The organism is Flavobacterium silvisoli (assembly GCF_004329815.1).
GTDB classification, from domain to species: Bacteria; Bacteroidota; Bacteroidia; order Flavobacteriales; family Flavobacteriaceae; genus Flavobacterium; species Flavobacterium silvisoli.
This window is the reverse complement of sequence record NZ_SJPE01000001.1, coordinates 423,253-448,990: the sequence shown is the minus strand read 5'-3', so window position 1 is coordinate 448,990 and position 25,738 is coordinate 423,253. Positions and strand designations below refer to the sequence as shown.

The following is a 25,738-nucleotide window of genomic DNA, read 5'->3' as shown; positions in this document are numbered from 1 at the left end:
ATGGATATCTATAAAATTCTAAAATTCAATGCTTTCATCAAAAGTCACCGAATCAAATTCTTTGGCTTGTGGCTGTTGAGCATTTTAGACAAACGATATCTGGCCATTCAGTTTGACCCCGTTTTGGCGTGCAACCTGCGATGCAAAATGTGTTATTTTACCGATGACGCCTATGTTCGTGCCAACATGAAAGGTATGTTCAAAGAAGAGGATTTGGAAGCTTTGGCCAAAGTCAATTTTAAAAATGCACTCAAGCTTCAAATTGGCTGCGGTGCCGAACCGACTCTTTTCAAACACAACACCAAACTGATTGAAATTGCCAAAAAGCACAGAGTGCCGTACATCAGCATGGTAACTAACGGGAATTTATTAGACAAAAAAGACATTGCTGATTTTGCCAATGCTGGTCTGAATGAATTCATACTTTCTATGCACGGCGTGACCCAAGAAACTTATGAAGATCTTATGGACAAAGGTGTCTATGAAAAATTTCACGAGGTATTGCAAAACATCACCGAACAAAAGAAACAAAATCCAGGCCTGAAATTGCGCATCAATTATACCTTTAACGAAGATAATTTTCATCAACTGAAAGACTTTTTTACCGTATATGGCCATTATGAAATCGACATTATTCAGCTAAGACCTATTGACAAGATTGGAGAAACAACTTATGCCAATTTCAGTTTAAAAGCCATTGAAAAAGATTACGCTGAAGTTTCGGGTTTTATGAAAAATGAATCGGCCCGAAGAGGCATCACACTTCTCTTTCCTAAAACAATTTTGAGAGAAGAAAACCAGTCGTTGATTGTAAACACCGGAAACAACAGCTCGTATCTGCTGCCTTATACCTACTGTTATGTTTCTCCGAAATTTTACTGGAAAGACGATTTTAACTGGAAAGAGGAAACCTTTGCCGACTGGAAAAGAAGAAACCGATGGAACAGCCTGTTGTTCAGAAACATTTTTGTTTCCAAAAGAAATTTGGAAAAACCCAACCGAAACATGCTAAACTACAGTGTTGAGCTGAATTAATTGCAGCAAAATTCTTTTGAAATTTAAACCAACAAAATACTATCTTTACACTTTTAACGTTTAGGACTAGTAGTCTCGCTGTTGATATACCCGAGACGATCAATATATATTCAATTTATGGCTTGTACAAGTTGTTCAACATCTGATGGCGGAGCGCCTAAAGGATGCAAAAATAATGGGACTTGCGGCACCGATAGCTGCAACAAATTAACCGTTTTTGATTGGTTGGCCAATATGAGTCTGCCCAATGGTCAGGAACCTTTTGACTGCGTGGAAGTGCGTTTCAAAAACGGCCGAAAAGAATTTTACCGCAATACCGAAAAACTGACATTGAGCATCGGAGACATAGTAGCTACCGAGGCATCTCCCGGTCATGATGTGGGAATTGTTACGCTCACCGGCGAATTGGTCAAAATTCAAATGAAGAAAAAAGGGGCAAATTACAACAGTAACGAAATTCCGAAAATATACCGAAAAGCATCTCAAAAAGACATTGACATTTGGAGCGAAGCCCGCGATAAGGAAGAGCCCATGAAGGTAAAAGCCCGCGAGTTGGCTATTGCGCACAAACTGGAAATGAAAATTTCAGATATCGAATATCAGGGTGACGGCTCCAAAGTAACGTTCTATTATACTGCTAATGACCGCGTTGATTTCCGTCTTTTGATTAAAGATTACGCGCGCGAATTCAGCACCCGTATCGAAATGAAACAAGTAGGATTCCGTCAGGAAGCTTCGCGTTTGGGCGGTATCGGTTCTTGCGGAAGAGAATTGTGCTGTTCGACATGGCTGACTGATTTCAGGAGTGTAAACACCTCGGCAGCGCGCTACCAACAATTGTCATTAAACCCGCAAAAACTAGCCGGGCAGTGCGGAAAATTAAAATGCTGTCTGAACTATGAATTAGACACGTACATGGATGCGCTGAAAGATTTTCCTGAATTTGAAACCAAATTAAAAACCGAAAAAGGCGATGCTATTTGCCAAAAACAGGATATTTTTAAAGGGCTAATGTGGTTTGCCTATACTGATAATTTTGCCAACTGGCATGTGTTGAAAATAGAGCAAGTACGCGAAATAGCAGCACAAAATAAACAGGGCAAAAAAGTAAGTTCACTTGAAGATTTTGCTGTTGAAACCACCTCTGAACCGGAAAAAGATTTCAACAATGCTATGGGACAAGAGAGTTTGACCCGTTTTGACCAACCCCGCAACAAAAAGAAAAACAGAAACCGTAACAAAGCTAAAGCCCCGAATCAGAACGGAGATCAAAATAAAGGACAAAACCAAAAGCCACAAGGAAAGAGACCTGTAATCATCAAAAAGAATGAAGATAAAAAATAGTATCCTTTTTGTTTTGCTTCTTTTTTTAGTCATTTCCTGCGACAAAAAAAGAGTTTTTGACGAGTATAAATCTGTTGGCAATGCCTGGCACAAAGACAGCGTGGTTACTTTTGAATTGCCAAAATTAGATGCCGCTAAAGCATACAATATGTATGTTAACATCAGAGATAATGATGATTATCCGTTCAATAATTTATTTCTGATTGTGTCTTTGGAACAACCGAATCACAAAGTAAAAGTAGACACCTTAGAATATCAGATGACCAATCCCGACGGAACATTGTTAGGTGATGGCTTTACTGATATTAAGGAAAACAAACTCTTTTACAAAGAAAATGAGCGTTTTACCCAAAAGGGGGTTTATAAAATCCACATCAGACATGCGGTCAGACAAACCGGAAAAATAGAAGGACTACCCACTCTACCCGGCATAACCGACGTTGGTTTCCGAATTGAATCTACAGAATAAAAATATGGCACAAAAAAATAATACAACCCTCAAAGACATCAACTACTACAAAAAGAAATTTTGGAAGTTGTTTTTTTATGGCCTTGGAATAATGGTTTTGTTTTTTGCTTTGGCCTCTTGGGGCTTTTTTGGAGCAATGCCTTCCTTTGAAGACTTAGAAAACCCCGAATCCAATTTGGCCACCGAAATCATTTCTTCTGACGGAGTGACCATTGGTAAGTTTTATAACGAAAACCGAACGCCAATCAAGTTTGAGGACTTGCCTCCTCATTTGGTAAAAGCCTTGGTCGCTACTGAGGATGAACGTTTTTATGAACATTCAGGTATTGATGCCCGAAGAACGTTTGGTGCCGCCTTAAAACTAGGGTCTGATGGTGGAGCGAGTACCTTAACCCAACAATTAGCCAAGCTGTTATTTCACGGGGAAGGTTCCAGTTTTAAACCATTCCGTATCATTCAAAAAGTGAAAGAGTGGATCATCGCCATTAAATTGGAACGACAATATACCAAAAACGAAATCATTGCCATGTACCTCAACAAGGCTGACTTTGTAAACACCGCTGTCGGAATCCGTTCCGCTTCTAAAGTATATTTCGGAAAAGAACCTCGTGATTTAACCATCGACGAAGGAGCTATGTTTGTGGGGATGCTGAAAAATCCATCCTTGTACAATCCGTTGCGACGTTTAGAAAAAGTACGTCTGAGAAGAAACACCGTGTTAGGCCAAATGGAACGAAACGGTATTCTTGACGAGCAAACTAAAAATAAATTAGCCCAGCAGCCTATCGTTTTACACTTTCACCCCGAAAGCCATAAAGAAGGGACCGCAACTTATTTCAGAGAATACCTCCGCGAGTACATGAAAAATTGGGCCAAAGAAAACAAGAAAAGCGATGGTAGTGATTACGACATTTACAGTGATGGTCTAAAAATTTACACCACCATCGACTCCAAAATTCAGGAACATGCTGAAGAAGCCGTGCAGGCTCACATGAAAAACCTGCAACAGGAGTTCTTTGCCCAGCAAAAAGACAACAAAAACGCTCCTTTCATCAACATTACCGAAGCCGAAACCAAAAGAATCATGGATAAGGCAATGAAAACCTCAGAGCGTTGGAGGGTAATGAAGGATTTAGACAAATCAGACGAAGAAATCATAGCCTCTTTCAACGTAAAGACCAAAATGAAAATCTTCTCTTGGAAAGGAGAAATCGATACCACCATGACTCCAATGGATTCGATTCGCTACTACAAACATTTTTTACAAGCCGGACTAATGTCGATGGAACCACAAACCGGTCATATCAAAGCTTGGGTGGGCGGTATCGATTATAAATACTTTCAGTATGACCACGTAGGTCAGGGAGCCCGTCAGGTAGGTTCAACTTTCAAACCGTTTGTATATGCTACGGCTATTGAACAACTAGGAATGTCGCCTTGTGATTCTATTATCGACAGTCCGTTTATGATTCACAAAGGGCGCCACAACGTAACCGAAGATTGGGAACCGAAAAACTCCGATCGCCAATACCGAGGGATGGTTACTCTTAAAAAAGCTCTGGCTCTTTCCATCAATACGGTATCTGCCAAACTCATAGACAAAACAGGACCGGAAGCTGTAGTAGCATTAACAAAAAAATTGGGCGTAAAATCAGACATACCGGCACAGCCTTCTATAGCTTTGGGAGCTGTTGAAATTACGGTTGAAGATATGGTAGCAGCTTACAGCACCTTTGCCAACCAAGGAGTGTATGTTAAACCTCAGTTCATCAGTCGAATAGAAGATAAAAACGGTGTGGTGCTTTACGAACCCGTACCCGAAACTCACGACGTACTCAACAAAGACATTGCCTATGCCGTGATTAAATTATTAGAGGGAGTTACCGAAACCGGATCGGGTGTACGTTTGCGCACACAAGGCGGCGGTAACGGCGACAACCGTTGGACAGGTTATCCGTATATGTTTACCAATCCTATCGCCGGAAAAACAGGAACTTCACAAAATCAGTCCGACGGTTGGTTTATCGGTATGGTTCCTAATTTAGTGACCGGAGTTTGGGTAGGTTGTGAAGACCGTTCGGCCCGATTCAAAGGGATTACTTACGGACAAGGAGCTACCGCAGCTTTACCTATTTGGGGCTACATGATGAAAAAATGCTACGAGGATAAGGATCTGCAAATTTCAAAAGATCCGTTCCAACGACCGGATAATCTTTCGATTAAAGTGGATTGTTACGAACGCAAGAAAGTAGAGGTTGACTCCAACGCCGTTCCGACGGAAGAAGAGCAAAACCCTGACGAATTCGGATTGTAATTCAATTTTAATTCCGATAAAAATATCCCGTTATCCAAACTAACGGGATATTTTATTTTTATTTCAGATTAGTAACATTAATGACTTCTCCCCCTGAAAAATATCAGCAAAATCAAAGAATCTGAAAAAACTGCTATACACTATCGAAAGTACTGTCTAAATAGAAAAAACCACTGAATCTCTCTTGCAATTCGCTCTGTTTTTCCATTTAATTCCTAAATTTACGGCACTAACAAATTACACAACATGATTAATAAAAAAGTAAACTCGGTTCAAGAAGCACTGCAAGGTATCGAGGATAATATGACCATCATGCTCGGTGGTTTCGGTCTTTGCGGTATACCGGAAAACAGCATCGCCGAATTGGTAAAAAAAGGCACAACAGGATTAACTTGCATTTCCAACAATGCGGGTGTTGATGATTTTGGTTTGGGCCTGTTACTGCAAAAAAGACAAATCAAAAAAATGATTTCTTCCTATGTAGGCGAAAATGCTGAATTTGAACGCCAAATGCTTTCGGGCGAATTGGAAGTAGAACTGACACCACAAGGCACTTTGGCAGAAAAATGTCGCGCCGCACAAGCCGGAATTCCGGCATTTTTTACCCCTGCCGGTTACGGAACTGAAGTAGCCGAAGGAAAGGAAACCCGTGAATTTAATGGCAAAATGCACGTGATGGAACTGGCCTACAAAGCCGATTTCTCTATTGTAAAAGCGTGGAAAGGTGATGAAGCCGGCAACCTGATTTTTAAAGGAACAGCCCGAAACTTCAACGCTTGTATGGCAGGTGCTGCCAAAATAACCGTAGCCGAAGTAGAAGAATTATTACCGGTAGGTTCGCTCGATCCCAATCAAATTCACATTCCGGGAATTATGGTACAGCGCATCTTTCAGGGAGAAAAATTTGAAAAACGCATTGAGCAACGAACAACCCGAAAAAAATAATAGTCATGCTAGGAAAAGAGGAAATCGCAAAACGAATAGCCAAAGAAGTCAAAGATGGTTATTATGTAAATTTAGGAATCGGTATACCGACTTTGGTGGCCAACTATGTGCGTACGGATATTTCAGTTGAATTTCAAAGCGAAAACGGAGTATTGGGCATGGGACCTTTTCCGTATGAAGGCGAAGAAGATGCCGATATCATTAATGCCGGAAAACAAACCATCACCACTTTACCCGGAGCCAGTTTCTTTGACTCCGCTTTCAGTTTCGGAATGATTCGCAGTCAAAAAGTAGATTTGACCATCTTGGGCGCTATGGAAGTGGCCGAAAACGGCGATATTGCGAACTGGAAAATCCCGGGAAAAATGGTCAAAGGAATGGGAGGCGCTATGGATTTGGTCGCTTCTGCCGAAAATATTATTGTGGCCATGATGCACGTCAATAAAGCCGGTGAAAGCAAAATTTTAAAACGCTGTACCTTGCCCCTAACCGGTGTAGGTTGCGTGAAAAAAGTGGTTACCGAATTGGCTGTCATGGAAATCACACCCAAAGGATTCAAACTACTGGAGCGTGCTCCGGGCGTTAGTGTTGAACACATCATAGCCTCTACCGAAGCCGATTTGATTATTGAAGGGGAAATTCCGGAAATGGTAATTTAATACGCTATTTGTATAAAAGTAAAAACCACAAATTCGAAATGAGTTTGTGGTTTTTTTGTTTACTTCCTCGTCGCTAAATATTCTAAAAGAGCCGGAGAAGCATGAGCAAACGTTGGTGGCTGTTCGGCGATGCTTACAGCTCTTTTTTTATTGAGTTTGTATACCAAATCATATTCGGTGGTAAACAAAATTACAGAGAGAAACGGATTGTTTACAAACGGCAACAGTCTTTCAAAAGCCTCATCAATTGAGTAAAACTCAACAATCTCTTCTCTTTGAAATTTATACTTAAGTTCTAATTGCAAAATACCGTCTTCCACTATCGGCCGAATGTAAATATTCATCAAATCGGTATTTCCGATGGTTTTGGCAAACGTTAATTTGGCAAAAGTCCCTTCGTTCAAACTTTCTTTGACTTTCTCGTAAAACTCGGCAAATGTTGTCCTGAATAACATCTTAATGGCTTAAATCGGCAAAGAAATCATTTCCTTTATCATCTGTGATGATGAAAGCCGGGAAATCTTTTACTTCAATTTTACGAACCGCTTCCATGCCTAACTCTTCAAAGTCAAGCACCTCAACCGATAGAATGTTTTCTTTAGCCAGAATCGCGGCAGGACCACCGATGGAACCCAGATAAAACCCTCCGTATTTTTGGCATGCATTCATCACTTCTTTACTGCGGTTACCTTTGGCCAGCATAATCATGCTACCGCCTGCTGCCTGAAATTCATCAACATACACGTCCATTCTCCCTGCGGTAGTTGGTCCGAAACTTCCGGATGGCATACCTTCAGGAGTTTTCGCCGGGCCGGCATAATACACCGGATGGCTTTTAAAATACTCGGGCATTGGTTTACCGGCATCTAATAGTTCTTTGATTTTAGCGTGCGCTATATCTCTTGCCACGATTAAAGTACCGTTTAATTTCAATCTGGTTTTGATGGGGTATTGCGATAATTCGGTCAAGACTTCCTTCATCGGACGGTTTAGGTTTATCACAACCGGTTCTTCCAAATGTGGCGCGGTTTCGGGTAAAAATTGCTTCGGATTGGTTTCGAGTTGTTCTACAAAAATACCGTCTTTGGTAATTTTTCCTTTAATATTTCTATCAGCAGAACAGGAAACCCCCATACCTACCGGACAAGAAGCCGCATGACGCGGTAAACGAATCACGCGTACATCATGGGTTAAATATTTACCGCCAAATTGTGCTCCGATGTGACTTTCCTGGCAAATGAGCTGCACTCTTTTCTCCCATTCCAAATCACGGAAAGCCTGACCGGCCATATTTCCGGTGGTGGGTAAATGATCGTAGTATCCTGCTGAAGCTTTTTTCACGGCAGCCAAATTGGCCTCGGCAGAAGTTCCGCCAATGACAATAGCCAAGTGATAAGGAGGACAGGCCGAAGTCCCCAAATCCATTATGCGCTCGCGGATGAACTCGTCTAGTGATTTTTCGTTGAGGAGCGATTTGGTTTTTTGGTACAAAAATGTTTTGTTGGCCGATCCGCCTCCTTTGGCCAAAAACAGAAACTCATAAGAAGCTCCTTTTTTGGCATAAATATCAATCTGTGCCGGCAAATTAGAACCTGAATTCTTTTCTTCAAACATAGAAACAGGCACGATTTGCGAGTAGCGAAGATTGCGTTTTTGATACGTATTAAAAATTCCTTTGGATAACCATTCGGCATCATCAGCCCCGGTGTATACATTTTCGCCTTTTTTGGCCATTACTATTGCTGTTCCGGTATCCTGGCACGATGGCAATTCGCCTTCAACAGCCACGGCGGCATTTTGCAATAAATTATACGCCACGAAACGGTCATTGTCAGTGGCTTCGGGATCTTCGATAATATTTCTCAGCTTTTGCAAATGGGACGAACGCAACATGAACGACACATCACTCATGGCCGTTTCAGCCAGCAATTCCAATCCTTTCGGATCTACAGTCAGGATTTCGCGCTCACCCAGTTTTTCAATTTTTACATAATCAGAAGAGATTTTTTTGTACTGCGTATCGTCTTTGAGAATCGGATACGGATCTTGGTATATAAAGTCCATTTTTTAAATAAATTTTGAAGCGTAAAGTTACACATTCCTACTCTAAATAAGGAAAGCAAACGGCATAGAAATCAACAGTTTTTTTAAAAAAACCAACTCGCTACAAAGATGGCAGCCACCACGCAAATCAAATCTACTAAAAGCATAGTGCTCAATGTGTATCGGGTATTCTTGACATTGATACTGCCAAAATAAACGGCAATCACATAAAACGTTGTTTCGGCACTGCATTGGAAAATACAACTCAATCGTCCGGTAAACGAATCGGGACCGAAATTGCGCATCGAATCAATCATGAATCCGCGAGAACCACCCGAACTGAACGGACGTAGCATAGCCACCGGTAACGAATCTGTAATTTGTTTGCTCACACCGATATTGGAAAAAACAAAGGAAAGTCCGTTGCTGATAATTTCGAATAAGCCACTGTTTCTGAAAAACGAAATAGCGACCAACATTCCCAAAACATATGGGAAAATCTTCACTCCGGTTTGCAGCCCATTGTTAGCCCCGGTTACGAAAGAATCGAAAATAGTGGTGTTTTTCTCCACAAACTTTTTTTCGTGTAAAAATGAAAATACGAGTGTGAATCCTATGATGGCCACCAACATTAATCCGGAAAGATTAGACGTGAACGCATTCTTGCCAATTAAATCCAATCGGTTGATGTAGAACAAAAGTCCAACAATAGCGCCAATAACAGCCATTAAAGCTACAATCAATGAAGCACTTCTGAAGTTTACTTTTTGTCGGATGCCCACAATGATAAAAGCAGCTATGGTTCCGATGAATGAAGTAATGATGCACGGCAACATCACATCGGCAGGATTACTGGCATTTTCGGCAGCCCGGTAACCAATGATTGAAGTCGGAATCAAAGTCAATCCGGCAGCATGGAGACACATGAACATGATTTGAGCATCGCTGGCTCGGTCTTTTTCCGGATTCAGCTCTTGTAAACTCTGCATGGCTTTGAGTCCGAACGGTGTGGCGGCAGAATCCAAACCGAGGAAATTGGCAGCAAAATTTAGTGTCATATAGGATATAGACTCATGGTTTTTAGGAATAGAAGGAAATACTTTAGCAAAAACAGGGCTCAGTATTTTGGCTAATTTCTCAGAAGCGCCCGAAACAATCAACAATTCCATCAACCCGCAGAAAAAAGCCAAATAAGCGATTAACGGCAAAATTAAATCCATCAAACTGTTTTTACATGTTGGTAGTAACCCATCAGATTTTTGGACACCGCTGTAAATTTTAACGGTTTTACTTTTATAGACATAAGTCGTATCCGGATTGAGGGTGTCTCTGTCGATAATCATGGTTTGCTCGGGTGCCTTTTGAATACTGTCCTTAACAGACTTGGGAACTTGGTGCAGGTATTTTTCAGCAATCAGTATCGGGTCGTCTTTTTTTCCGTTCAGGATGAAATCAACCGAATAACTGTTTGAAGTAACTAAACTGAACACTACAAAAACGATGGAAGAAACAAAAATAGCCAGCCAAAACCTACTTAATACCATAATTTCTTTTTTTGGTAAATGTAACTATTTATCACTTTTATACAGAAAAATTTTCTCCGGAAAGACTACTTTTTACCTCAATTATTTAGGGTGTATTCTTAATAAAATGTTTTATTCATTGCATTAATAATTAATATTTAACCAAAAACCAATAATTAATCAAAATATTAATAGTGTTAGCAATAATGATTTATATATTTGCCCACTTTAAAACCAACACCACTCAAATGAAAAAAAACAACCTGCTATTTTTTCTCTTTTTTGTTTTTCCCTTATCTATTATTGCCCAAAATGAGACCGATATAAAAAAGATAGTGTCTTCTTATGACTTAGATAAGATTAAAGAGAGAGAAGCTTTTTTCAAAAAGAAAGAAGATACCGAAAAACAAAAGGCCATCGTCTACGCCCGAAACCACAATCTACCCATCAGAAAAATAAATGAAGACGGATCGATAAGCGAATTGATGAAAGTTACGCCGAACGGTTTCCCCATATACTATGCCACAGACAATGCTAATGCGGCCAAGTCTACTCGTGCTAACCACTTGAATACCGGTGGTTCGTTAGGATTAGATTTAAACGGACAAGGTATGACGGCCCGTGTTTGGGATGGAGGAACGGTGAGAGCTTCTCACACTTTATTTTCCGGCAGAGTAAGTGTGGTTGATCAACCCAGCAGTACTTCTTATGTAGTACATTCCACTCACGTTACCGGAACCATTATGGCTTCAAATGCAGCTGCTGCCACAAAAGGAATGGCTTATCAGGCATCAGCCAGAACTTTTGAATGGACTAATGATCTTTCGGAAGTGATGAGTGAAGTACAACAAGGAATGTTGATTTCTAATCACTCTTACGGAACTCCGGTAACCAGCAACTCTACCACTCTACCCGCTTGGTATATAGGAGCGTATACATCTGATGCCAGAGATTGGGACGAAGCCGCCTATCTTTCTCCTTATTATTTAATGGTGGCCTCAGCCGGAAACGATGGAACCAACAATAATAACGCCAACCCTATTGCCTTTGGTTACGACAAATTGACCACTAATAAAGTGTGTAAGAACAATTTGGTTGTAGCCAATGCACAAGATGCCGTGGTAGCTACCAATGGCAATTTAACCAGTGTGGCTATTAACTCTTCGAGCAGTCAAGGACCCACCGACGATATGCGAATCAAACCGGATATTACAGGTAATGGTACCAGTGTGACTTCAACAAGTAGTGAAAGCAATACGGCAACCGCAACCTTAACCGGAACTTCAATGGCTTCGCCTAACGTGGCGGGAACTCTACTGTTATTACAACAACACTACAAAAACCTAACAAACAGCTTCATGAGATCAGCCACCTTAAAAGGATTAGCCTGTCATACTGCCGACGATAGTGGTATGGTAGGTCCTGATCCTATTTTTGGTTGGGGATTATTAAATGCCAAAAAAGCGGCTGAAACCTTAACCGGAAACGGACTGACATCATGGGTTTCTGAAGAAAATTTGACTCAAGGTCAAACCTATACCATGACGGTAAAATCAGACGGTACTACCCCTTTGATGGCTTCTGTTACCTGGACAGACGTTCCGGGAAATCCTATAATGGATGATTTAACCGAAAACGATCCTACCCCTCGTTTGGTTAATGATTTAGACATAAGAATAACCAAGGATAACACTACTTATTATCCATGGCGATTGGATATTGACCCAAGCAGTCCGGCTGTTCGTGACGGGGACAACAATGTTGACAATGTTGAATTGGTTAAGATAGACAATCCAAGTGCGGGTATTTACACTATTTCGATCACGCACAAAGGAACATTGGTGGGTGGAAATCAAAATTATTCTCTGGTGGTAACCGGTATAAGTTCCACTTTTTCTTTAACCTCTACCACTCCTGATTTGACGGTATGTTCCGATCAAACCGCTGCCTATACTTTTACCTATAAACAAACAGGTTCAGGCACTACAACTTTCAGCGCCGAGGGATTGCCGGCTGGGGCTACTGCCAGTTTTAATAACAATTCGTTAAATGCTAACGGAACCGTTACTATGACTATTTCCGGTCTGACAAATGTTGCTCCCGGTGATTATTACATAGGAATTAAAGGAACCAGTGCTACTGAGACCGAAACCCGTTTTAAAAAGTTGCGCATCTACAGTTCGGCTTTTCAAAATGTGGTATTAACCTCTCCGACCAATTCTCAAAATGGTCTTTCAACCACCGTAAACTTAAAGTGGGATAATCAGTCTAATGCTGAAAGTTACACGGTTCAGGTGTCTACTTTAGCTAATTTCAGCTCAATGGATATCAATGAAACCGTTACCACTAATCAATTTACGGTTACCGGTTTAAATCAACAAACCAGATACTATTGGAGAGTCATTCCGAGTAATCGTTGTGGTAATGCTACGGCTACTACTGCTGCAATTTATTCTTTTGATACTGGAGTAGTAGTGTGTGGGTCCAGTTCATTTTCGGCTACCAATTTCTCAAATGCTGCAATTTCCTCATCGGCCGATTCTTCTGCAAGTGTACCAATCACAATTACCGGAGGTTACACCATTGGAGATTTGAACGTTCGCATGAATATTACGCACACCTACGTTGAAGACATGACCATATCGCTGATAGGTCCGGCATCCATCGGAAGTCCGAAAATTATTTTACTAAAAGAGCCTTGTGGCGACAATGATAATATCAACTGTACCATGGATGATTCGGGCGGAGTACCTACTTGTTCCGGAAACCCTTCCATTTCGGGGAGTATTGCCCCTTATGATTCGTTGAGTTCGCTCAATACTTTACCGGCAGACGGGGTGTGGACTTTAAGTGTTGTAGACCCTTATAACGGAGACGGCGGAACTATAAACTCTTTTGCGATTGATCTTTGTTATGTCCTTCCGGCAAATTTGTCAACTACTGCGAATGTCTTAGCCAATGTTACGATTTATCCAAATCCTACCAAGGGAATCATCAATATCAGTTTGCCCGAAATGAACGACAAAACGGTTTTAACCTTACACGATATTCAAGGGAGAGCGATACTCAGCAAAACCACGGATAATTTGAATGAAGTGCTTAACATCGAGAATTTACAAGAAGGAGTATATCTGTTATCACTGGAGAATGGGACGGATAAAACTACCAAAAAGGTTATTTTAAATAAATAAACGACAATAGCTGTAAAAAAAGGCTCCCAAGTTGGGAGCCTTTTTTATACATGAATGATTTCGTCTTCTATCAGCAATTCTTCTCTTCTCAACCTGAGGAAAATTTGCGCTACAGCAATCACATCTTTTTCGCAATACGTGATGATGCGGTCGATGTCTTTTTCTACATAAAATACGTGGGCCACCTGGCTGCCGTCTATATCGCCTTTCGGGGATGGTATTCCCAGAATTTTGGTCAGTAGTTTTAAGGATGTAAAATGTTTATAATCGCCAAATTTCCATAACTCCAACGTATCCAAATGCGGAATTTCCCAGGGCTTTTTACCAAAAAGATTCAGTTTGTTCGGAATGGGAATTTGATGGATGATCATTCTTCGGGCAATGAACGGAATATCGAACTCCTTAGCGTTGTGTCCACACAACAAATGTTGTGCCTGACCAAAATGATTGTCGAGCAGTGAAGCAAAGTCTTTGAGCAACTTTTTTTCCTCACCAAAAAATGAGGTGACCCTGAAATTTCGAATATCCTTTTTATTGGCAAAATAACCTACCGAGATGCAAACGATTTTACCAAATTCGGCCCAAATCCCCGCCCGGTCATAAAACTCTTCAGGAGTGTACTCTTCGCGACGTTGATACTGTGTTTTTTGTTCCCACAACGATTGCATTTCATCATCCAAACCGTTGAAGTGTTCTTCCTGAGGAACAGTTTCAATGTCAAGAAAGAGGATATTATTGAGATTTACTTTTTCAATCATGTTATTGAAAATTAAGAATTAACCGACTTAAAAGTAGGAATTAGTTTTTAAATATGAAAGAAAAAGTTTAAAAAAGTGATTGTTGTGGCGATGGATTTTCGTGTTCCAACAACCATTTTTTACGCCACAAGCCGCCGGCATAACCGGTTAGTGATCCGTCGGTCCCAATAACACGGTGACACGGAACGACTATCCACAGCGGATTTTTGCCGTTGGCCGAGGCTACGGCGCGTATGGCTTTGACATCGCCCAACTTTTTGGATAAATCGAGATACGACATGGTTTTGCCAAACGGTATCATCAATAACTCCTGCCAGACTCTTTGTTGGAATTCGGTGCCTTGCGGATTGAGTTTAAAATCAAATTCACGGCGTTCTCCTTTAAAATATTCTTGCAGTTGGACAACGCACTCCTTGAGACTTTCCGGAATTTTGACCGTTCTTTCTCCTTCACTCAATACTGATATTTCGGTGATACCATTAGCATCGCCCACTATTTTGGTGATGCCTAAGGGTGATTCTATAAAAGCGGTTTCCATGAGCTAAAGTTACTAAAGTTCTCGATACATCCCGATTAAAATGAAAAAACTCTAGCCGACGAAAGATGTTATTGGGAAAAGCCAAGAATATAGTCTTCCAAAGCTTTGAGTTCCTCCTCGCTCATTTGCTTGGTAATGGCAAAGTTGGTCTTCATGACTTCGTATTGGCTGGGGTCAACGATAGGTTCGCTTTGTTCCTGAAGAAAGGCCACGATGCTGCCGTTTTTTTCTTTGTAGATTTTGGCAATTTCCTGCAAACTGGGCCCAATCACTTTTTGGTCGGGTTTGTGACAGGCCGTACAATTTCCGGTGCCCTCAAAGAGTTCCTGACCGGAAGGCTTTGTGGCACTTGCTGTTTTATCGATTGGATTTTCGGTTGTTGCCGATTCTTTTTTGCAGGAAAGGAAAAAAAAGAAGGACAGTACTAACACTACGTTTTTCATGGTTTACAAAAATTCATTACAATTCTTCTTTAGCCCCGATGGGGGCAAGCTACCGTGTAGCGCGGACAGCGGGAACAGGGATGACTGATAAATCCCAAGCCATTCGCTACTTGATACAATAACACTTCGACAAACTCAGTGTGGCATTCGTTCGACATTTCGTCTTATCCCAGTGTCATTATTTGTTTAATAAAATGGCGGCTTCTTTGGCAAAATAGGTCGAAATCAAGCTGGCACCGGCGCGTTTGATGCACATGAGTTGCTCCATCATGATGTTGTCGTGGTCGAGCCAACCTCTTTCGGCTGCGGCTTTGATCATGGCGTATTCACCCGAAACATGGAAGACCGTCACGGGAACATTGACTGCATTTTTGACTTCGCGCACGATGTCGAGATACGCGATTCCAGGTTTTACCATGACCATATCGGCACCTTCTTCTACGTCCATCAAGGCTTCTTTTACGGCTTCGATGCGGTTGGCGTAGTCCATTTGGTAAGTCTTTTTGTCCTTTGGCACGACTACATCGGCTTCTCTCGGCGCGCTGTCGAGCGCATCGCGGAAAGGTCCGTAAAAGGCGGAAGCGTATTTGGCCGAATAACTCATGATGCCCACGTTTTGGAACCCTGCGGCATCCAATCCTTGACGCAAACGCAACACGCGGCCGTCCATCATGTCGCTAGGTGCTACAAAATCGGCACCGGCTTGGGCGTGGGAAACGGCCATTTTGACTAAAGCTTCGTTGGTAGCATCGTTGGCAATATCTCCGTTTTCAATGATTCCGTCGTGACCATAAATAGAGTACGGATCTAAAGCCACATCGGGCATGACAATCATTTCCGGACAAGCGGTTTTGATGGCACGAATGGCGCGTTGCATCAAGCCATCGGGATTCCAGGCTTCTTTACCGGTGTTATCTTTTAGACTTTCGTCGACTTTTACATAAATATTCACGGCACGTATGCCTAAGGCGAATAATTCCTTCACTTCTTCGACTGTTAAATCCAACGAGCGACGGAAAATGCCCGGCATGGATGGGATTTCGGATTGATAGTTTTCGCCTTCGGCGATGAACATGGGAAACATGAAGTCGGCCGGACTTAACGTGGTTTCGCGGACTAACGAACGAATGCTTTCGTTAACGCGTAATCTTCTGCCTCTTTGTAATGGGAACATGTTGATTTATGATTTATGATTAACGATTATAGATTTAAGATTTGAATTGAGATTTGATTTATTGATTTTTTCTGCCATCAAAAATCGTTAATCTTCAATCTTGAATTCTCACTCTACAATCCAATTAATGGGTTCTTGCAATATTTTAATTAGTTTTTCTTCTTCACTGCCCGCTTCCGGATGATGGTCGTACACCCATTGCACATGTGGGGGTAAACTCATCAAAATCGATTCGATGCGGCCGTTTGTTTTTAGCCCGAAGAGCGTGCCTTTGTCGTGTACCAAATTGAACTCGACATAACGCCCGCGACGGATTTCCTGCCAGTTGCGTTGGGCTTCGGTATACGGCAATGCTTTTCTTCTTTCCACAATCGGCACGTAGGCTTCGCAGAAACTGTTGCCCACTTCGGTTACGAAATTATACCAATCCTGCATACTCCTTGTGTCTGTGGCTTTGCAATAATCAAAGAATAAACCACCGATACCGCGCGCTTCGTTTCTGTGAGCGTTCCAGAAATAAGCATCGCATTGTTTTTTGTATTTCGGATAAAACTCCGGATGGTGTTTGTCGCAAGCGGTTTTACAGGTTTGGTGAAAATGTTTCGCATCTTCTTCAAACAAATAATACGGCGTCAAATCCTGTCCGCCACCAAACCAGGAATTGATTACGTTGCCGTGATCGTCATACATCTCGAAGTAGCGCCAATTGGCATGCACCGTGGGTACCATTGGGTTTTTCGGGTGAATGACTAAACTCAATCCGCAGGCGAAAAAATCGGCTTCGCCTACACCAAACATCTTTTGCATGGTATCGGGTAATTTGCCGTGAACGGCAGAAATATTGACCCCGCCTTTTTCGAAAACCTGCCCGTTCTCGATGACACGGGTTCTGCCACCACCGCCTTCCGGTCGTTGCCAAAGGTCTTCCCGGAATTTCGCTGCGCCATCTACGGCTTCCAAAGCGGCACAGATTTCGTCTTGAAGGTTTTGGATGTATGGATAGAATTTGTCTTTCATTATGGTTGTCGGTTGTTGGTTGTTGGTTGTCGGATAGAATGTGAACTCCGACAACTGGTAATCAAACAACTATGATTTATATTCTTTCACTGCTTCTACAAACGCCTTGGCGTGGTCTACCGGAATGTTCGGTAAGATGCCGTGACCCAGGTTGACGATGTAATTGTCTTTGCCGAATTCGTCTATCATTTCATACACCATTTTTTTGATGGTCGGGATTGGCGATAACAAACGGCTTGGATCAAAGTTTCCTTGGAGCGTAATTTTTCCTCCGGATAAATAACGGGCATTACGCGCCGAACAGGTCCAATCAACGCCTAAAGCGGAAGCTTTGGATTTGGCCATATCTCCGAGGGCGAACCAACAGCCTTTTCCGAATACAATCACTTTGGTGTCCTCGGCCAAGGCTTCAACGATTTGGTTGATGTATGGCCAAGAGAATTCTTTATAGTCTTCGGGAGATAACATGCCGCCCCAAGAATCGAAAATCTGGATGGCGTTACAGCCGGCTTTTACTTTTTCTTTTAAATACAAAATGGTGGTGTCGGTGATTTTTTGCAACAAGGTGTGCGCCGCTACCGGATTGGAAAAACAAAATCCTTTGGCCGCATCAAAACTTTTAGAACCTTTGCCTTCTACCGCATAACAGAAAATGGTCCAGGGTGAACCGGCGAAACCAATCAACGGCACTTCGTCGTTCAGCATTTCTTTGGTCAGTTTTACCGCATCCATCACATAGCCTAAGGTTTCCTCAATATTGGGGACGAACACCTGGTTGACTTGTTCCATGGTGCGGATTGGGTTGGGGATGATGGGGCCCAAGTTGTCTTTTAATTCGACATGGATTCCCATGGCACGGGGTACCACTAAAATATCCGAGAACAAAATGGCGGCATCCGGTTTTACGATGCGAATGGGTTGCACGGTGATTTCGGCGGCCAATTCCGGAGTTTCACAACGGGTGAAGAAATCGTATTTGTCGCGCAACGCCCGGAATTCAGGCAAGTATCTTCCGGCCTGACGCATCATCCAAACCGGTGGACGTTCTACCGTTTCATTATTTAAAGCTCTTAAAAAAAGGTCGTTCTTTATCATTTTAATTGTTATAATAGTCTATACATTTCATCAACACGCTTTCCACTGTAGGCTGGTTGGCGATTATAATATTGGGGGTTGCATATTTCAGGGCTTCTGCTGTGGTGGTGCCTATGCAAAAGCAAATTTCATCTTCGATTCGGTTTTCCTTCAAGTAACTTTCAACACCTGACGGACTGAAAAACAAAATGCCATCCGGTTGGAAGTCGACTTTATGCGAGGTTAAGATTGTTTCATAAACCTCAACTTCATCCAACTTAATTTGGGCTAATCGCAAAGCATCGGGTAGGATGTCTCTTCTCAAATTTCCGCAGAAAAAAGTAAAAGAACTTTTAGAATATTGGTTACAAATTACAGAAGCCAATTCGGCTGCATAATCCGAACAAGCCACTACATGAAACCCGTTTTGCTCAAGTAGTCTCTTGGTTTTGGTTCCCACGCAAAAACATTTTCGAGTTTTGAACTGGCTTATTTCTTCATTTCTAAGAACGCTTTCCACCGCATTTTGACTGGTAAAAATCAGGTAATCATTGACGGTTTTCAGAACAAAGTCTTTGCTTCTTATTGCGATAAAATCTTCGTCGGCTACTATAAACCCGGCATGTAACACCTTTAGCTTCTTTTGTTCCGGAAGTTTTTTGGTTGATTGTATGCGAATTGGGTTTGTCATTCTTATTTATTGGGTTTTAACTGCTTCCTTAGTTCTATCATGAGTTCCTCTCCACCATTTTCCAAGATTTCCCGGGCAGCATGAAACCCTAATTTTTTCCATTCCGACACATCAACTACTTTGGTTGTTTCCAGCTTTTGTTTTCCGTCTAAAGACAGCAATGCGCCTTTAAATTCGATTACGTCTTCTTGCTCATTGTATTTGGCTAATGCGCCTATTGGTGCTGTACAACCCCCTTCCAATGTTCGCAAAAACTGTCTTTCGATATAGGTACAAATTTCGGTTTCAACGTCATTTAATTGCGAAACCGCATCCACTGTAAAATAATCATTTGCCATAGCCACCACGACCATAGCGCCTTGTGCCGGTGCCGGAATCATCCAATCAAGATTGATGAAGGTTTCCGGTTTTAGGTTGATGCGTTCCAAACCTGCAGCAGCAAAAACAGCTCCGCTCCAATCGTTATCTTTAAGTTTTTGCATGCGGGTATTCACATTTCCGCGCAAATCTACTACTGCGTGATTAGGGTATTTATGCAACCATTGGGCCTGACGTCGTAAACTTCCGGTGGCAATAGTACCTATGCTTTCCAGAAAATCCAGACTTCCTTTGTGCACCAAAATATCCAAAGTATTAGCTCTTTCCAAAACGGCCGCCTGTACAATTCCGACGGGTAAAGCTGTTGGGACATCTTTCATAGAATGAACGGCAATATCTACCTGACCATTAATCATGGCAATGTCCAGTGTTTTAGTAAAAATTCCGGTGATACCGAGTTCGTATAACGGTTTGTCAAGTATGATGTCGCCTTGCGATTTTACTGCTACAATTTCGGTTTTATAGCCTAAATCCCTAAGTTTTTTTTGAACAGTATGGGCTTGCCAGAGTGCGAGTTCGCTGTCGCGGGTTCCTATGCGTATGGTTTTTTCAGTCACTTTACTGGGTTTGATTTTTTCTAAACGCTACGTTTTAAAAAAATGATTTTTCTTGATCTAACTGAAATACCTTTTCAATCCACTCAATGCCTTCATCCATAGAATCGCCGTCTTTGAGATGATTCACAAACTGATTGGTGATTTTTTGGATGATGCGGTTGCTGATGAGTTCGGCTTGTTCTTCATCAAAGTTGGGTAACTTTTTGCGTTGTACATTCAGTTCACCTTCTTTGATGGAGTTTAGCTTTTCTTTTAAAGCCTGAATGGTTGGAGCAAATTTTCGGTTTTTGTTCCAAGCCAAAAAATCGGTTTTTATTTCCTCTATGATCGCTTCGGCTGCAGGAATGTGTTGTTTGCGGTTTTCTAAAGTTTCATCGGTGATTTGAGAGAGATGATCCAGATGAATTAACGTTACACCATCTATCTCCTGAACATTTTCATGTACGTTTTTCGGAATCGACAAATCCAAAATCAACAATGGCTTTTTCAGATTCAGGATGGCCTTGTCAATGGTTGGGTTTTGTGCACCGGTAGCCACTACGACTACATCAGCCTTCTGCAGTTCCAATTGTAAATCGGCATAATCTTTTACAACCAAATCCAATTTTTGAGCCAATTTTTCGGCTTTATCTTTGGTGCGGTTGATTAAGGTAATTTGCTCATGTTTGGTATGTTTCACCAAATTTTCACAAGTATTTCTGCCTATTTTCCCGGTTCCGAAAAGGAGAATATTTTTGTTGGCAATATCTGCCACATTTTTGATGATATATTGCACCGAAGCAAAGGAAACTGAAGTGGCTCCTGATGAAATTTCGGTCTCAGTTTTGATTTTTTTGCTGGCTTGGATGACTGAATTGACTAATCTTTCCAAAAAAGAATTCACCAAACCATTCGATTTGCTTTCGGCAAAGGCCGTTTTGATTTGACTGATGATTTCAAAATCACCTAAAATCTGGCTGTCTAAACCAGTTCCCACACGAAACATGTGGTTAATCGCTTCCTGATTTTTATAGATATACGCGACTTCCTGAAATTCCTGAACGGTTCCTTGGCTGTTTTCGCAAAGCAATTTAATTAATTCGTAAGGGTGATTGGCAAAACCGTAGATTTCGGTTCTATTGCAGGTTGATGTAACGATTAAAGCTTCTATTCCTTCCGCTTCGGCTTGTATCAACAACGTAGATTTGGCTTTGGCGTCTAAACTGAACTTCCCTCTTGTGGCGGCATCGGCTTTTTTATAACTCAAGCCAACGGCATAAAAAGAAGTGTGTTTTGACATATTAAAATTTTCCATAGATGACTTTTCCTAAAAAGTTCAACAAAATTATCACTATAGCATTTATAAAAATAACGCTCAAAGTACTTTTTATATCGCTCTGAGATATTTTGACAGCGAAATACCTTTTTTGCGTTATTTATTTTAAATTTGCAATGAAATCAAGTCTTTCAAACCTTCTTATGTAGATTAATTCTAAATAATAATTCAACTTGATCTCGAAAATACACACGAAAAAATATCGCTATGGGTTCTCAGGAAATTATAACTATTGAAAATGATTTTACCCTAATTCGGTTTCAAAATGATGAGAATGAAAATTATCATGTTAAGAAACACATCCAACAAGGGTTGATACAATTCCATTTTGGCATCAAAGGCAAAGCGAAATTTGTTTTCAATCAGGGTAATTATGCTTTGGATTTAAAAGAAGAAAAGTCGTTGCTGTTTTACAACCCACAAAAAGAACTGCCTCTGGATTTGGAATTAGCACCTAATTCCTGGGTAATATCGGTGATTGTTTCCATTCAAAAATTCCATTCGTTGTTTTCTTCCGAAGCTAACCATATTCCTTTTTTGAGCAAAGAAAATGAAGGAAAAAAATATTATAAAGAGGACAATATAAGTCCGTCAATGGCTATAGTGTTGAGTCAAATGTTTCATTACACGCTAAATCCTTCCATCAAAAATTTGTATTACAAAGGAAAAGGGTATGAATTGTTGAGTTTGTACTTCAACCGAAATGAAGACCCGAATGCTGAGCAATGTCCGTTTCTGACTGACGAAGACAATGTCATGAAAATCAAAAAAGCCAAAGAAATCATCATTGCCAACATGGCTGAACCACCCGGATTGGAGGAACTTTCGGAACAAGTGGGGCTGAGTTTGAAAAAACTGAAAATGGGATTCAAGCAAATTTACGGCGATACCGTTTATGGTTTTCTTTTTGACTATAAAATGGATTATGCAAGACGATTATTGGATTCGGGCTCCTATAATGTGAATGAAGTCGGACTTAAAATCGGGTACAGCACCGGCAGTCATTTTATTGCCGCTTTCAAAAAGAAATTTGCCACAACCCCAAAAAAATACCTGATGTCTATCAATCAAAATACGGTGTAACATCAATCCCATATATATGGGTATCAAGAAAAAATTAAATACAAATAAAGCCAAAAAAGAAGTTTCATTACTTTTATAACCACAAAACCCTTCCCGGGTTTGAAACCCAGGAAGGGTTAATTTCTTAAAATAAAAAGCATGAAAGGAGTACTATTAGTCAATCTCGGGTCGCCCGAAAGTCCCACGCCAAAAGATGTAAAACCTTATTTAGATGAATTTTTGATGGACAAATACGTGATAGATGTTCCGTATTTGTTGCGCGCGCTCTTGGTTCGCGGCATTATTTTGCAAACCCGCCCGAAAAAATCGGCCGAAGCCTACAGTCAGATTTGGACCGATGAAGGTTCGCCGCTAATCGTCATTTCCAAAAAAATGCACCAAAAAGTAGCTAACATGGTGGATGTTCCGGTGGCTTTGGCCATGCGTTACGGCTCGATGACCATTCAAAAAGGCTTGCAGGAATTGAAAGATAAAGGTGTAACCGATGTGATGTTGTTGGCTTTATATCCACAGTATGCTATGGCTTCTACCACGACCATTTGGGCTTTGGCCGATGAATTGCAACAAAAGCATTTCCCGGAAATGAAGATTACCAAAGTACCGGCATTTTACAACAAGCCCGATTTTATCAAGGCTTTGGCCAATTCCATCAAAAACCACTTGGAAGGCTTTGAGTACGACCATTTATTGTTTTCGTATCACGGCATTCCGAAGCGTCATATACGCAAAACAGATGTAACCAAATCCCACTGTACCATTGACAACAAATGTTGTGTAACCCCTTCGCCGGCGCATGAGTTTTGCTACCGGCACCAATGTTATGAAACCACGCGACAAGTCGTGGAATTGTTGGGCATTCCCGAAGGCAAATACAGCCAAACATTTCAATCGCGCTTGGCGGGCGATAAATGGTTAACGCCTTACACTGATGTGGAAATCAATAAAATGCCTGAGAAAGGCATCAAGAAATTGGCGGTAGTGACCCCAGCTTTCGTTTCGGATTGCTTGGAAACTCTGGAAGAAATTGCCATGCGTGCCAACGAAGAATTTAAAGAACACGGCGGCGAGGAGTTTTTGGCGGTGCCTTGTTTGAATGATGAAGACGAATGGTGTGGTGTAGTTGCGAACTGGATTAAAGACTGGAGTAAGTAATTTCATGGAACTTTACAACTACATAAAATCCCTGCACCTCATCTTTGTCATCACTTGGTTTGCCGGACTGTTTTATATTGTTCGTTTGTTTGTATACCAAATTGAGGCCAATGACAAACCTTCGCCCGAGCGTGAAATTTTGCTAAAGCAATACAAAATTATGACTTATCGGTTGTGGTACATCATTACTTGGCCCAGTGCTGTGTTAGCGACTATCTTTGCCTTACTGCTCTTACACCTGATGCCTGAGTGGCTGCAAATGCCCTGGATGCAGGTAAAATTAGGCTTTGTAGTGTTGCTGTTTGCGTATCATTTTAAGTGTCACCAGATTTACAACCAACTGCAAAACGACAAGTTCAACTACAGCTCCAACTTTATGCGGTTGTGGAATGAAGGCGCTACTATCATCTTGTTTGCCGTAGTGTTTTTGGTGATTTTAAAAAACGCTTTCAACTGGATTTTTGGTGTAGTCGGCATCATTTTATTTTCGATTTTGATAATGTTAGGTTTTCGATTTTATAAAAAAATTCGAGAGAAAAACCAAAACTGAACACTATGTTAAACGGCTTCAAAATGTCAATGTTATCCCTTCGCATCAGGATTTTCCTGTCGATGATTATATTGATTGTAATTGCTTCCGTTTTGATGGCCTCTATATCAATCATCCAATTTAAAAACGAAGCCAAAGAATACCACCAAGAACGCTTAGACCGTAAAGAAAATGCCATCAAAGAGCACATTAATTATGTGCTTTCTACTACGACCTACCCGTTGACGCAAGCCAATCTGCCTTTGATTTTTAAAGATAAAATTCATGAACTGGCCGACATTCACAATCTTGACATTAACATTTATTCCTTAAACGGGAAACTCTTAAAATCTTCCAAGGCGACATTTTCGGTTGATAAAGTAGCGCCACCCATTCCGAAATACATCATCAATCTGGTCGAATCATCGGTCGAAAAAAGGTATGTTGACATTAAAAATGTAAACGGAGTTAAAAACCGTTCTTCTTACAGCCAAATCAAAGACGACAAATTCAAACCGCTCGGGATTTTGAATATTCCCTATGTAGAAGACGATGGCTTTTATGAAAATGAATTGCAGCAATTCCTGTTGCGTTTGAGTCAAGTGTATTCCTTTATGTTGATAGTAGCCTTTGCCCTGGCCTATTTTCTGTCTACCTATATCACCAAATCGCTCAAGACCATTTCTGACAAAATCAACGAAACGAGCCTGAACCAAAAAAACGAAAAGATTGTCATAGAAGCCAACAGCAAGGAAATCAATTTGCTCATTAAAGCTTATAACGGCATGGTGGACAAACTGGAAGAAAGTGCTTCAAAACTGGCCCAAAGCGAACGCGAACAAGCTTGGCGCGAAATGGCTAAACAAGTCGCTCATGAAATCAAAAACCCTTTGACACCCATGCGTTTGACGGTGCAGAATTTTCAGCGGAAGTTTGATGCCAATGACCCCGAACTGAAACAGAAACTCAACGATTACTCTAAAACGCTGATTCAGCAAATTGACACCATGAGTGCGGTAGCTTCGGCTTTTTCAAACTTTGCTTCGATGCCGGCGCAACAAAATGAAACCCTAAACGTGGTTCAAGTAATCGATCTGGCTTTGGATATTTTCAACGAAGATTTCATCTCATTTGAAAGCAGCAACAATTACATCGTTACCAAACTGGACAGAACCCAATTGATCCGCATCATTACCAATTTGGTCAAAAATGCCATTCAATCGATACCCGAAGAGCAGGAAGAAAAACACGTCTGGGTTTCAGTCAATGAAGTGGATGGCTTTGTGATTATTTCGGTAAAAGACAACGGCACCGGCATTGAATCTGAACACGCCGAACATATTTTTGAACCGAAATTCACCACAAAAACCAGTGGCATGGGACTTGGCTTGGGAATTATTAAAAACATCATCGAAAATTACAAAGGAACCATTACATTTGAAACCGAACTGGGAAAAGGCTCTACCTTCAGCGTATCCCTTCCCATTGTTAAATAAAAACACTACA

23 protein-coding genes are annotated in these 25,738 nt (G+C 41.2%); 11 read left to right on the top strand and 12 right to left on the bottom strand.

Going from position 1 to position 25,738, the window contains the following annotated elements:
* The 6 genes from EZL74_RS02005 to EZL74_RS01980 all read left to right on the top strand — a co-directional run bounded on the left by EZL74_RS02005 (position 1) and on the right by EZL74_RS01980 (position 6,766).
* Complete coding sequence (locus tag EZL74_RS02005; RefSeq protein WP_131474915.1) at positions 1-1,035, top strand: radical SAM protein; 1,035 nt, start codon at positions 1-3, stop codon at positions 1,033-1,035.
* 117 nt (positions 1,036-1,152) lie between these two features.
* Positions 1,153-2,379, top strand: a complete 1,227-nt coding sequence (locus tag EZL74_RS02000; RefSeq protein WP_131474914.1) for a PSP1 domain-containing protein — start codon at positions 1,153-1,155, stop codon at positions 2,377-2,379.
* Positions 2,363-2,848 carry a gliding motility lipoprotein GldH gene (locus tag EZL74_RS01995; RefSeq protein WP_131474913.1) on the top strand — a complete coding sequence of 162 codons (486 nt, stop codon included), beginning with the start codon at positions 2,363-2,365 and terminating at the stop codon, positions 2,846-2,848. The genes EZL74_RS02000 and EZL74_RS01995 overlap by 17 nt, the downstream gene beginning before the upstream one ends.
* Before the next feature lie 4 nt (positions 2,849-2,852).
* A complete protein-coding gene (locus EZL74_RS01990) occupies positions 2,853-5,162 on the top strand; it encodes a penicillin-binding protein 1A (RefSeq protein WP_131474912.1) in 2,310 nt (769 codons plus the stop codon).
* A gap of 246 nt (positions 5,163-5,408) precedes the next feature.
* Positions 5,409-6,107 carry a CoA transferase subunit A gene (locus tag EZL74_RS01985; protein WP_131474911.1) on the top strand — a complete coding sequence of 233 codons (699 nt, stop codon included), beginning with the start codon at positions 5,409-5,411 and terminating at the stop codon, positions 6,105-6,107.
* A gap of 5 nt (positions 6,108-6,112) precedes the next feature.
* On the top strand, positions 6,113-6,766 hold the full coding sequence (locus EZL74_RS01980) for a CoA transferase subunit B (RefSeq protein WP_131474910.1): 654 nt from the start codon (positions 6,113-6,115) through the stop codon (positions 6,764-6,766).
* 59 nt (positions 6,767-6,825) lie between these two features.
* Here EZL74_RS01980 and EZL74_RS01975 read toward each other — a convergent pair whose 3' ends face one another.
* The 3 genes from EZL74_RS01975 to EZL74_RS01965 form a co-directional block, all read right to left on the bottom strand.
* On the bottom strand, positions 6,826-7,221 hold the full coding sequence (locus EZL74_RS01975; RefSeq protein WP_131474909.1) for a hypothetical protein: 396 nt from the start codon (positions 7,219-7,221) through the stop codon (positions 6,826-6,828).
* 1 nt (position 7,222) lies between these two features.
* Positions 7,223-8,830: a fumarate hydratase gene (locus EZL74_RS01970; RefSeq protein WP_131474908.1), complete on the bottom strand. Its 1,608-nt coding sequence runs from the start codon at positions 8,828-8,830 to the stop codon at positions 7,223-7,225.
* Positions 8,831-8,913: 83 nt separating this feature from the next.
* The gene (locus EZL74_RS01965) at positions 8,914-10,353 is read right to left on the bottom strand and encodes a nucleoside recognition domain-containing protein (protein WP_131474907.1); all 1,440 of its coding nucleotides are present in this window, start codon (positions 10,351-10,353) and stop codon (positions 8,914-8,916) included.
* 227 nt (positions 10,354-10,580) lie between these two features.
* Here EZL74_RS01965 and EZL74_RS01960 point away from each other — a divergent pair, with 227 nt between their 5' ends.
* Positions 10,581-13,523 (top strand): S8 family serine peptidase, encoded by a 2,943-nt coding sequence (locus tag EZL74_RS01960; RefSeq protein ID WP_161971678.1) that lies wholly within the window; start codon positions 10,581-10,583, stop codon positions 13,521-13,523.
* Between the two features lie 44 nt (positions 13,524-13,567).
* Here the strand turns inward: EZL74_RS01960 and EZL74_RS01955 are convergent, their stop codons facing one another.
* The 9 genes from EZL74_RS01955 to hemA all read right to left on the bottom strand — a co-directional run bounded on the left by EZL74_RS01955 (position 13,568) and on the right by hemA (position 21,447).
* The gene (locus tag EZL74_RS01955; protein WP_131474905.1) at positions 13,568-14,281 is read right to left on the bottom strand and encodes a 3'-5' exonuclease; all 714 of its coding nucleotides are present in this window, start codon (positions 14,279-14,281) and stop codon (positions 13,568-13,570) included.
* Positions 14,282-14,348: 67 nt separating this feature from the next.
* Positions 14,349-14,819, bottom strand: coding sequence for a methylated-DNA--[protein]-cysteine S-methyltransferase (locus EZL74_RS01950; protein ID WP_131474904.1), 471 nt, complete (start codon positions 14,817-14,819; stop codon positions 14,349-14,351).
* A gap of 68 nt (positions 14,820-14,887) precedes the next feature.
* On the bottom strand, positions 14,888-15,262 hold the full coding sequence (locus tag EZL74_RS01945) for a c-type cytochrome (RefSeq protein ID WP_131474903.1): 375 nt from the start codon (positions 15,260-15,262) through the stop codon (positions 14,888-14,890).
* 178 nt (positions 15,263-15,440) lie between these two features.
* A complete protein-coding gene (gene hemB / locus EZL74_RS01940; protein WP_131474902.1) occupies positions 15,441-16,436 on the bottom strand; it encodes a porphobilinogen synthase in 996 nt (331 codons plus the stop codon).
* Positions 16,437-16,544: 108 nt separating this feature from the next.
* Entirely contained in the window at positions 16,545-17,453 is a 909-nt protein-coding gene (hemF, locus tag EZL74_RS01935) for an oxygen-dependent coproporphyrinogen oxidase (protein ID WP_131474901.1), read from the bottom strand.
* Between the two features lie 69 nt (positions 17,454-17,522).
* Positions 17,523-18,548: a uroporphyrinogen decarboxylase gene (gene hemE, locus EZL74_RS01930; RefSeq protein WP_131474900.1), complete on the bottom strand. Its 1,026-nt coding sequence runs from the start codon at positions 18,546-18,548 to the stop codon at positions 17,523-17,525.
* Between the two features lies 1 nt (position 18,549).
* The gene (locus tag EZL74_RS01925) at positions 18,550-19,218 is read right to left on the bottom strand and encodes a uroporphyrinogen-III synthase (RefSeq protein WP_131474899.1); all 669 of its coding nucleotides are present in this window, start codon (positions 19,216-19,218) and stop codon (positions 18,550-18,552) included.
* Between the two features lie 2 nt (positions 19,219-19,220).
* Complete coding sequence (gene hemC, locus EZL74_RS01920; protein WP_131474898.1) at positions 19,221-20,153, bottom strand: hydroxymethylbilane synthase; 933 nt, start codon at positions 20,151-20,153, stop codon at positions 19,221-19,223.
* 34 nt (positions 20,154-20,187) lie between these two features.
* Complete coding sequence (gene hemA / locus EZL74_RS01915) at positions 20,188-21,447, bottom strand: glutamyl-tRNA reductase (protein ID WP_131474897.1); 1,260 nt, start codon at positions 21,445-21,447, stop codon at positions 20,188-20,190.
* 228 nt (positions 21,448-21,675) lie between these two features.
* On the opposite strand from hemA, the gene EZL74_RS01910 reads away from it, so the two are divergent.
* The 4 genes from EZL74_RS01910 (at position 21,676) to EZL74_RS01895 (ending at position 25,728) form a co-directional block, all read left to right on the top strand.
* Positions 21,676-22,551, top strand: a complete 876-nt coding sequence (locus tag EZL74_RS01910; RefSeq protein ID WP_131474896.1) for an AraC family transcriptional regulator — start codon at positions 21,676-21,678, stop codon at positions 22,549-22,551.
* Positions 22,552-22,689: 138 nt separating this feature from the next.
* A complete protein-coding gene (hemH, locus tag EZL74_RS01905; protein ID WP_131474895.1) occupies positions 22,690-23,703 on the top strand; it encodes a ferrochelatase in 1,014 nt (337 codons plus the stop codon).
* A gap of 4 nt (positions 23,704-23,707) precedes the next feature.
* Positions 23,708-24,253, top strand: a complete 546-nt coding sequence (locus tag EZL74_RS01900) for a CopD family protein (protein WP_131474894.1) — start codon at positions 23,708-23,710, stop codon at positions 24,251-24,253.
* Between the two features lie 62 nt (positions 24,254-24,315).
* Complete coding sequence (locus tag EZL74_RS01895) at positions 24,316-25,728, top strand: sensor histidine kinase (RefSeq protein ID WP_131474975.1); 1,413 nt, start codon at positions 24,316-24,318, stop codon at positions 25,726-25,728.
* Positions 25,729-25,738 lie beyond the last annotated feature (10 nt).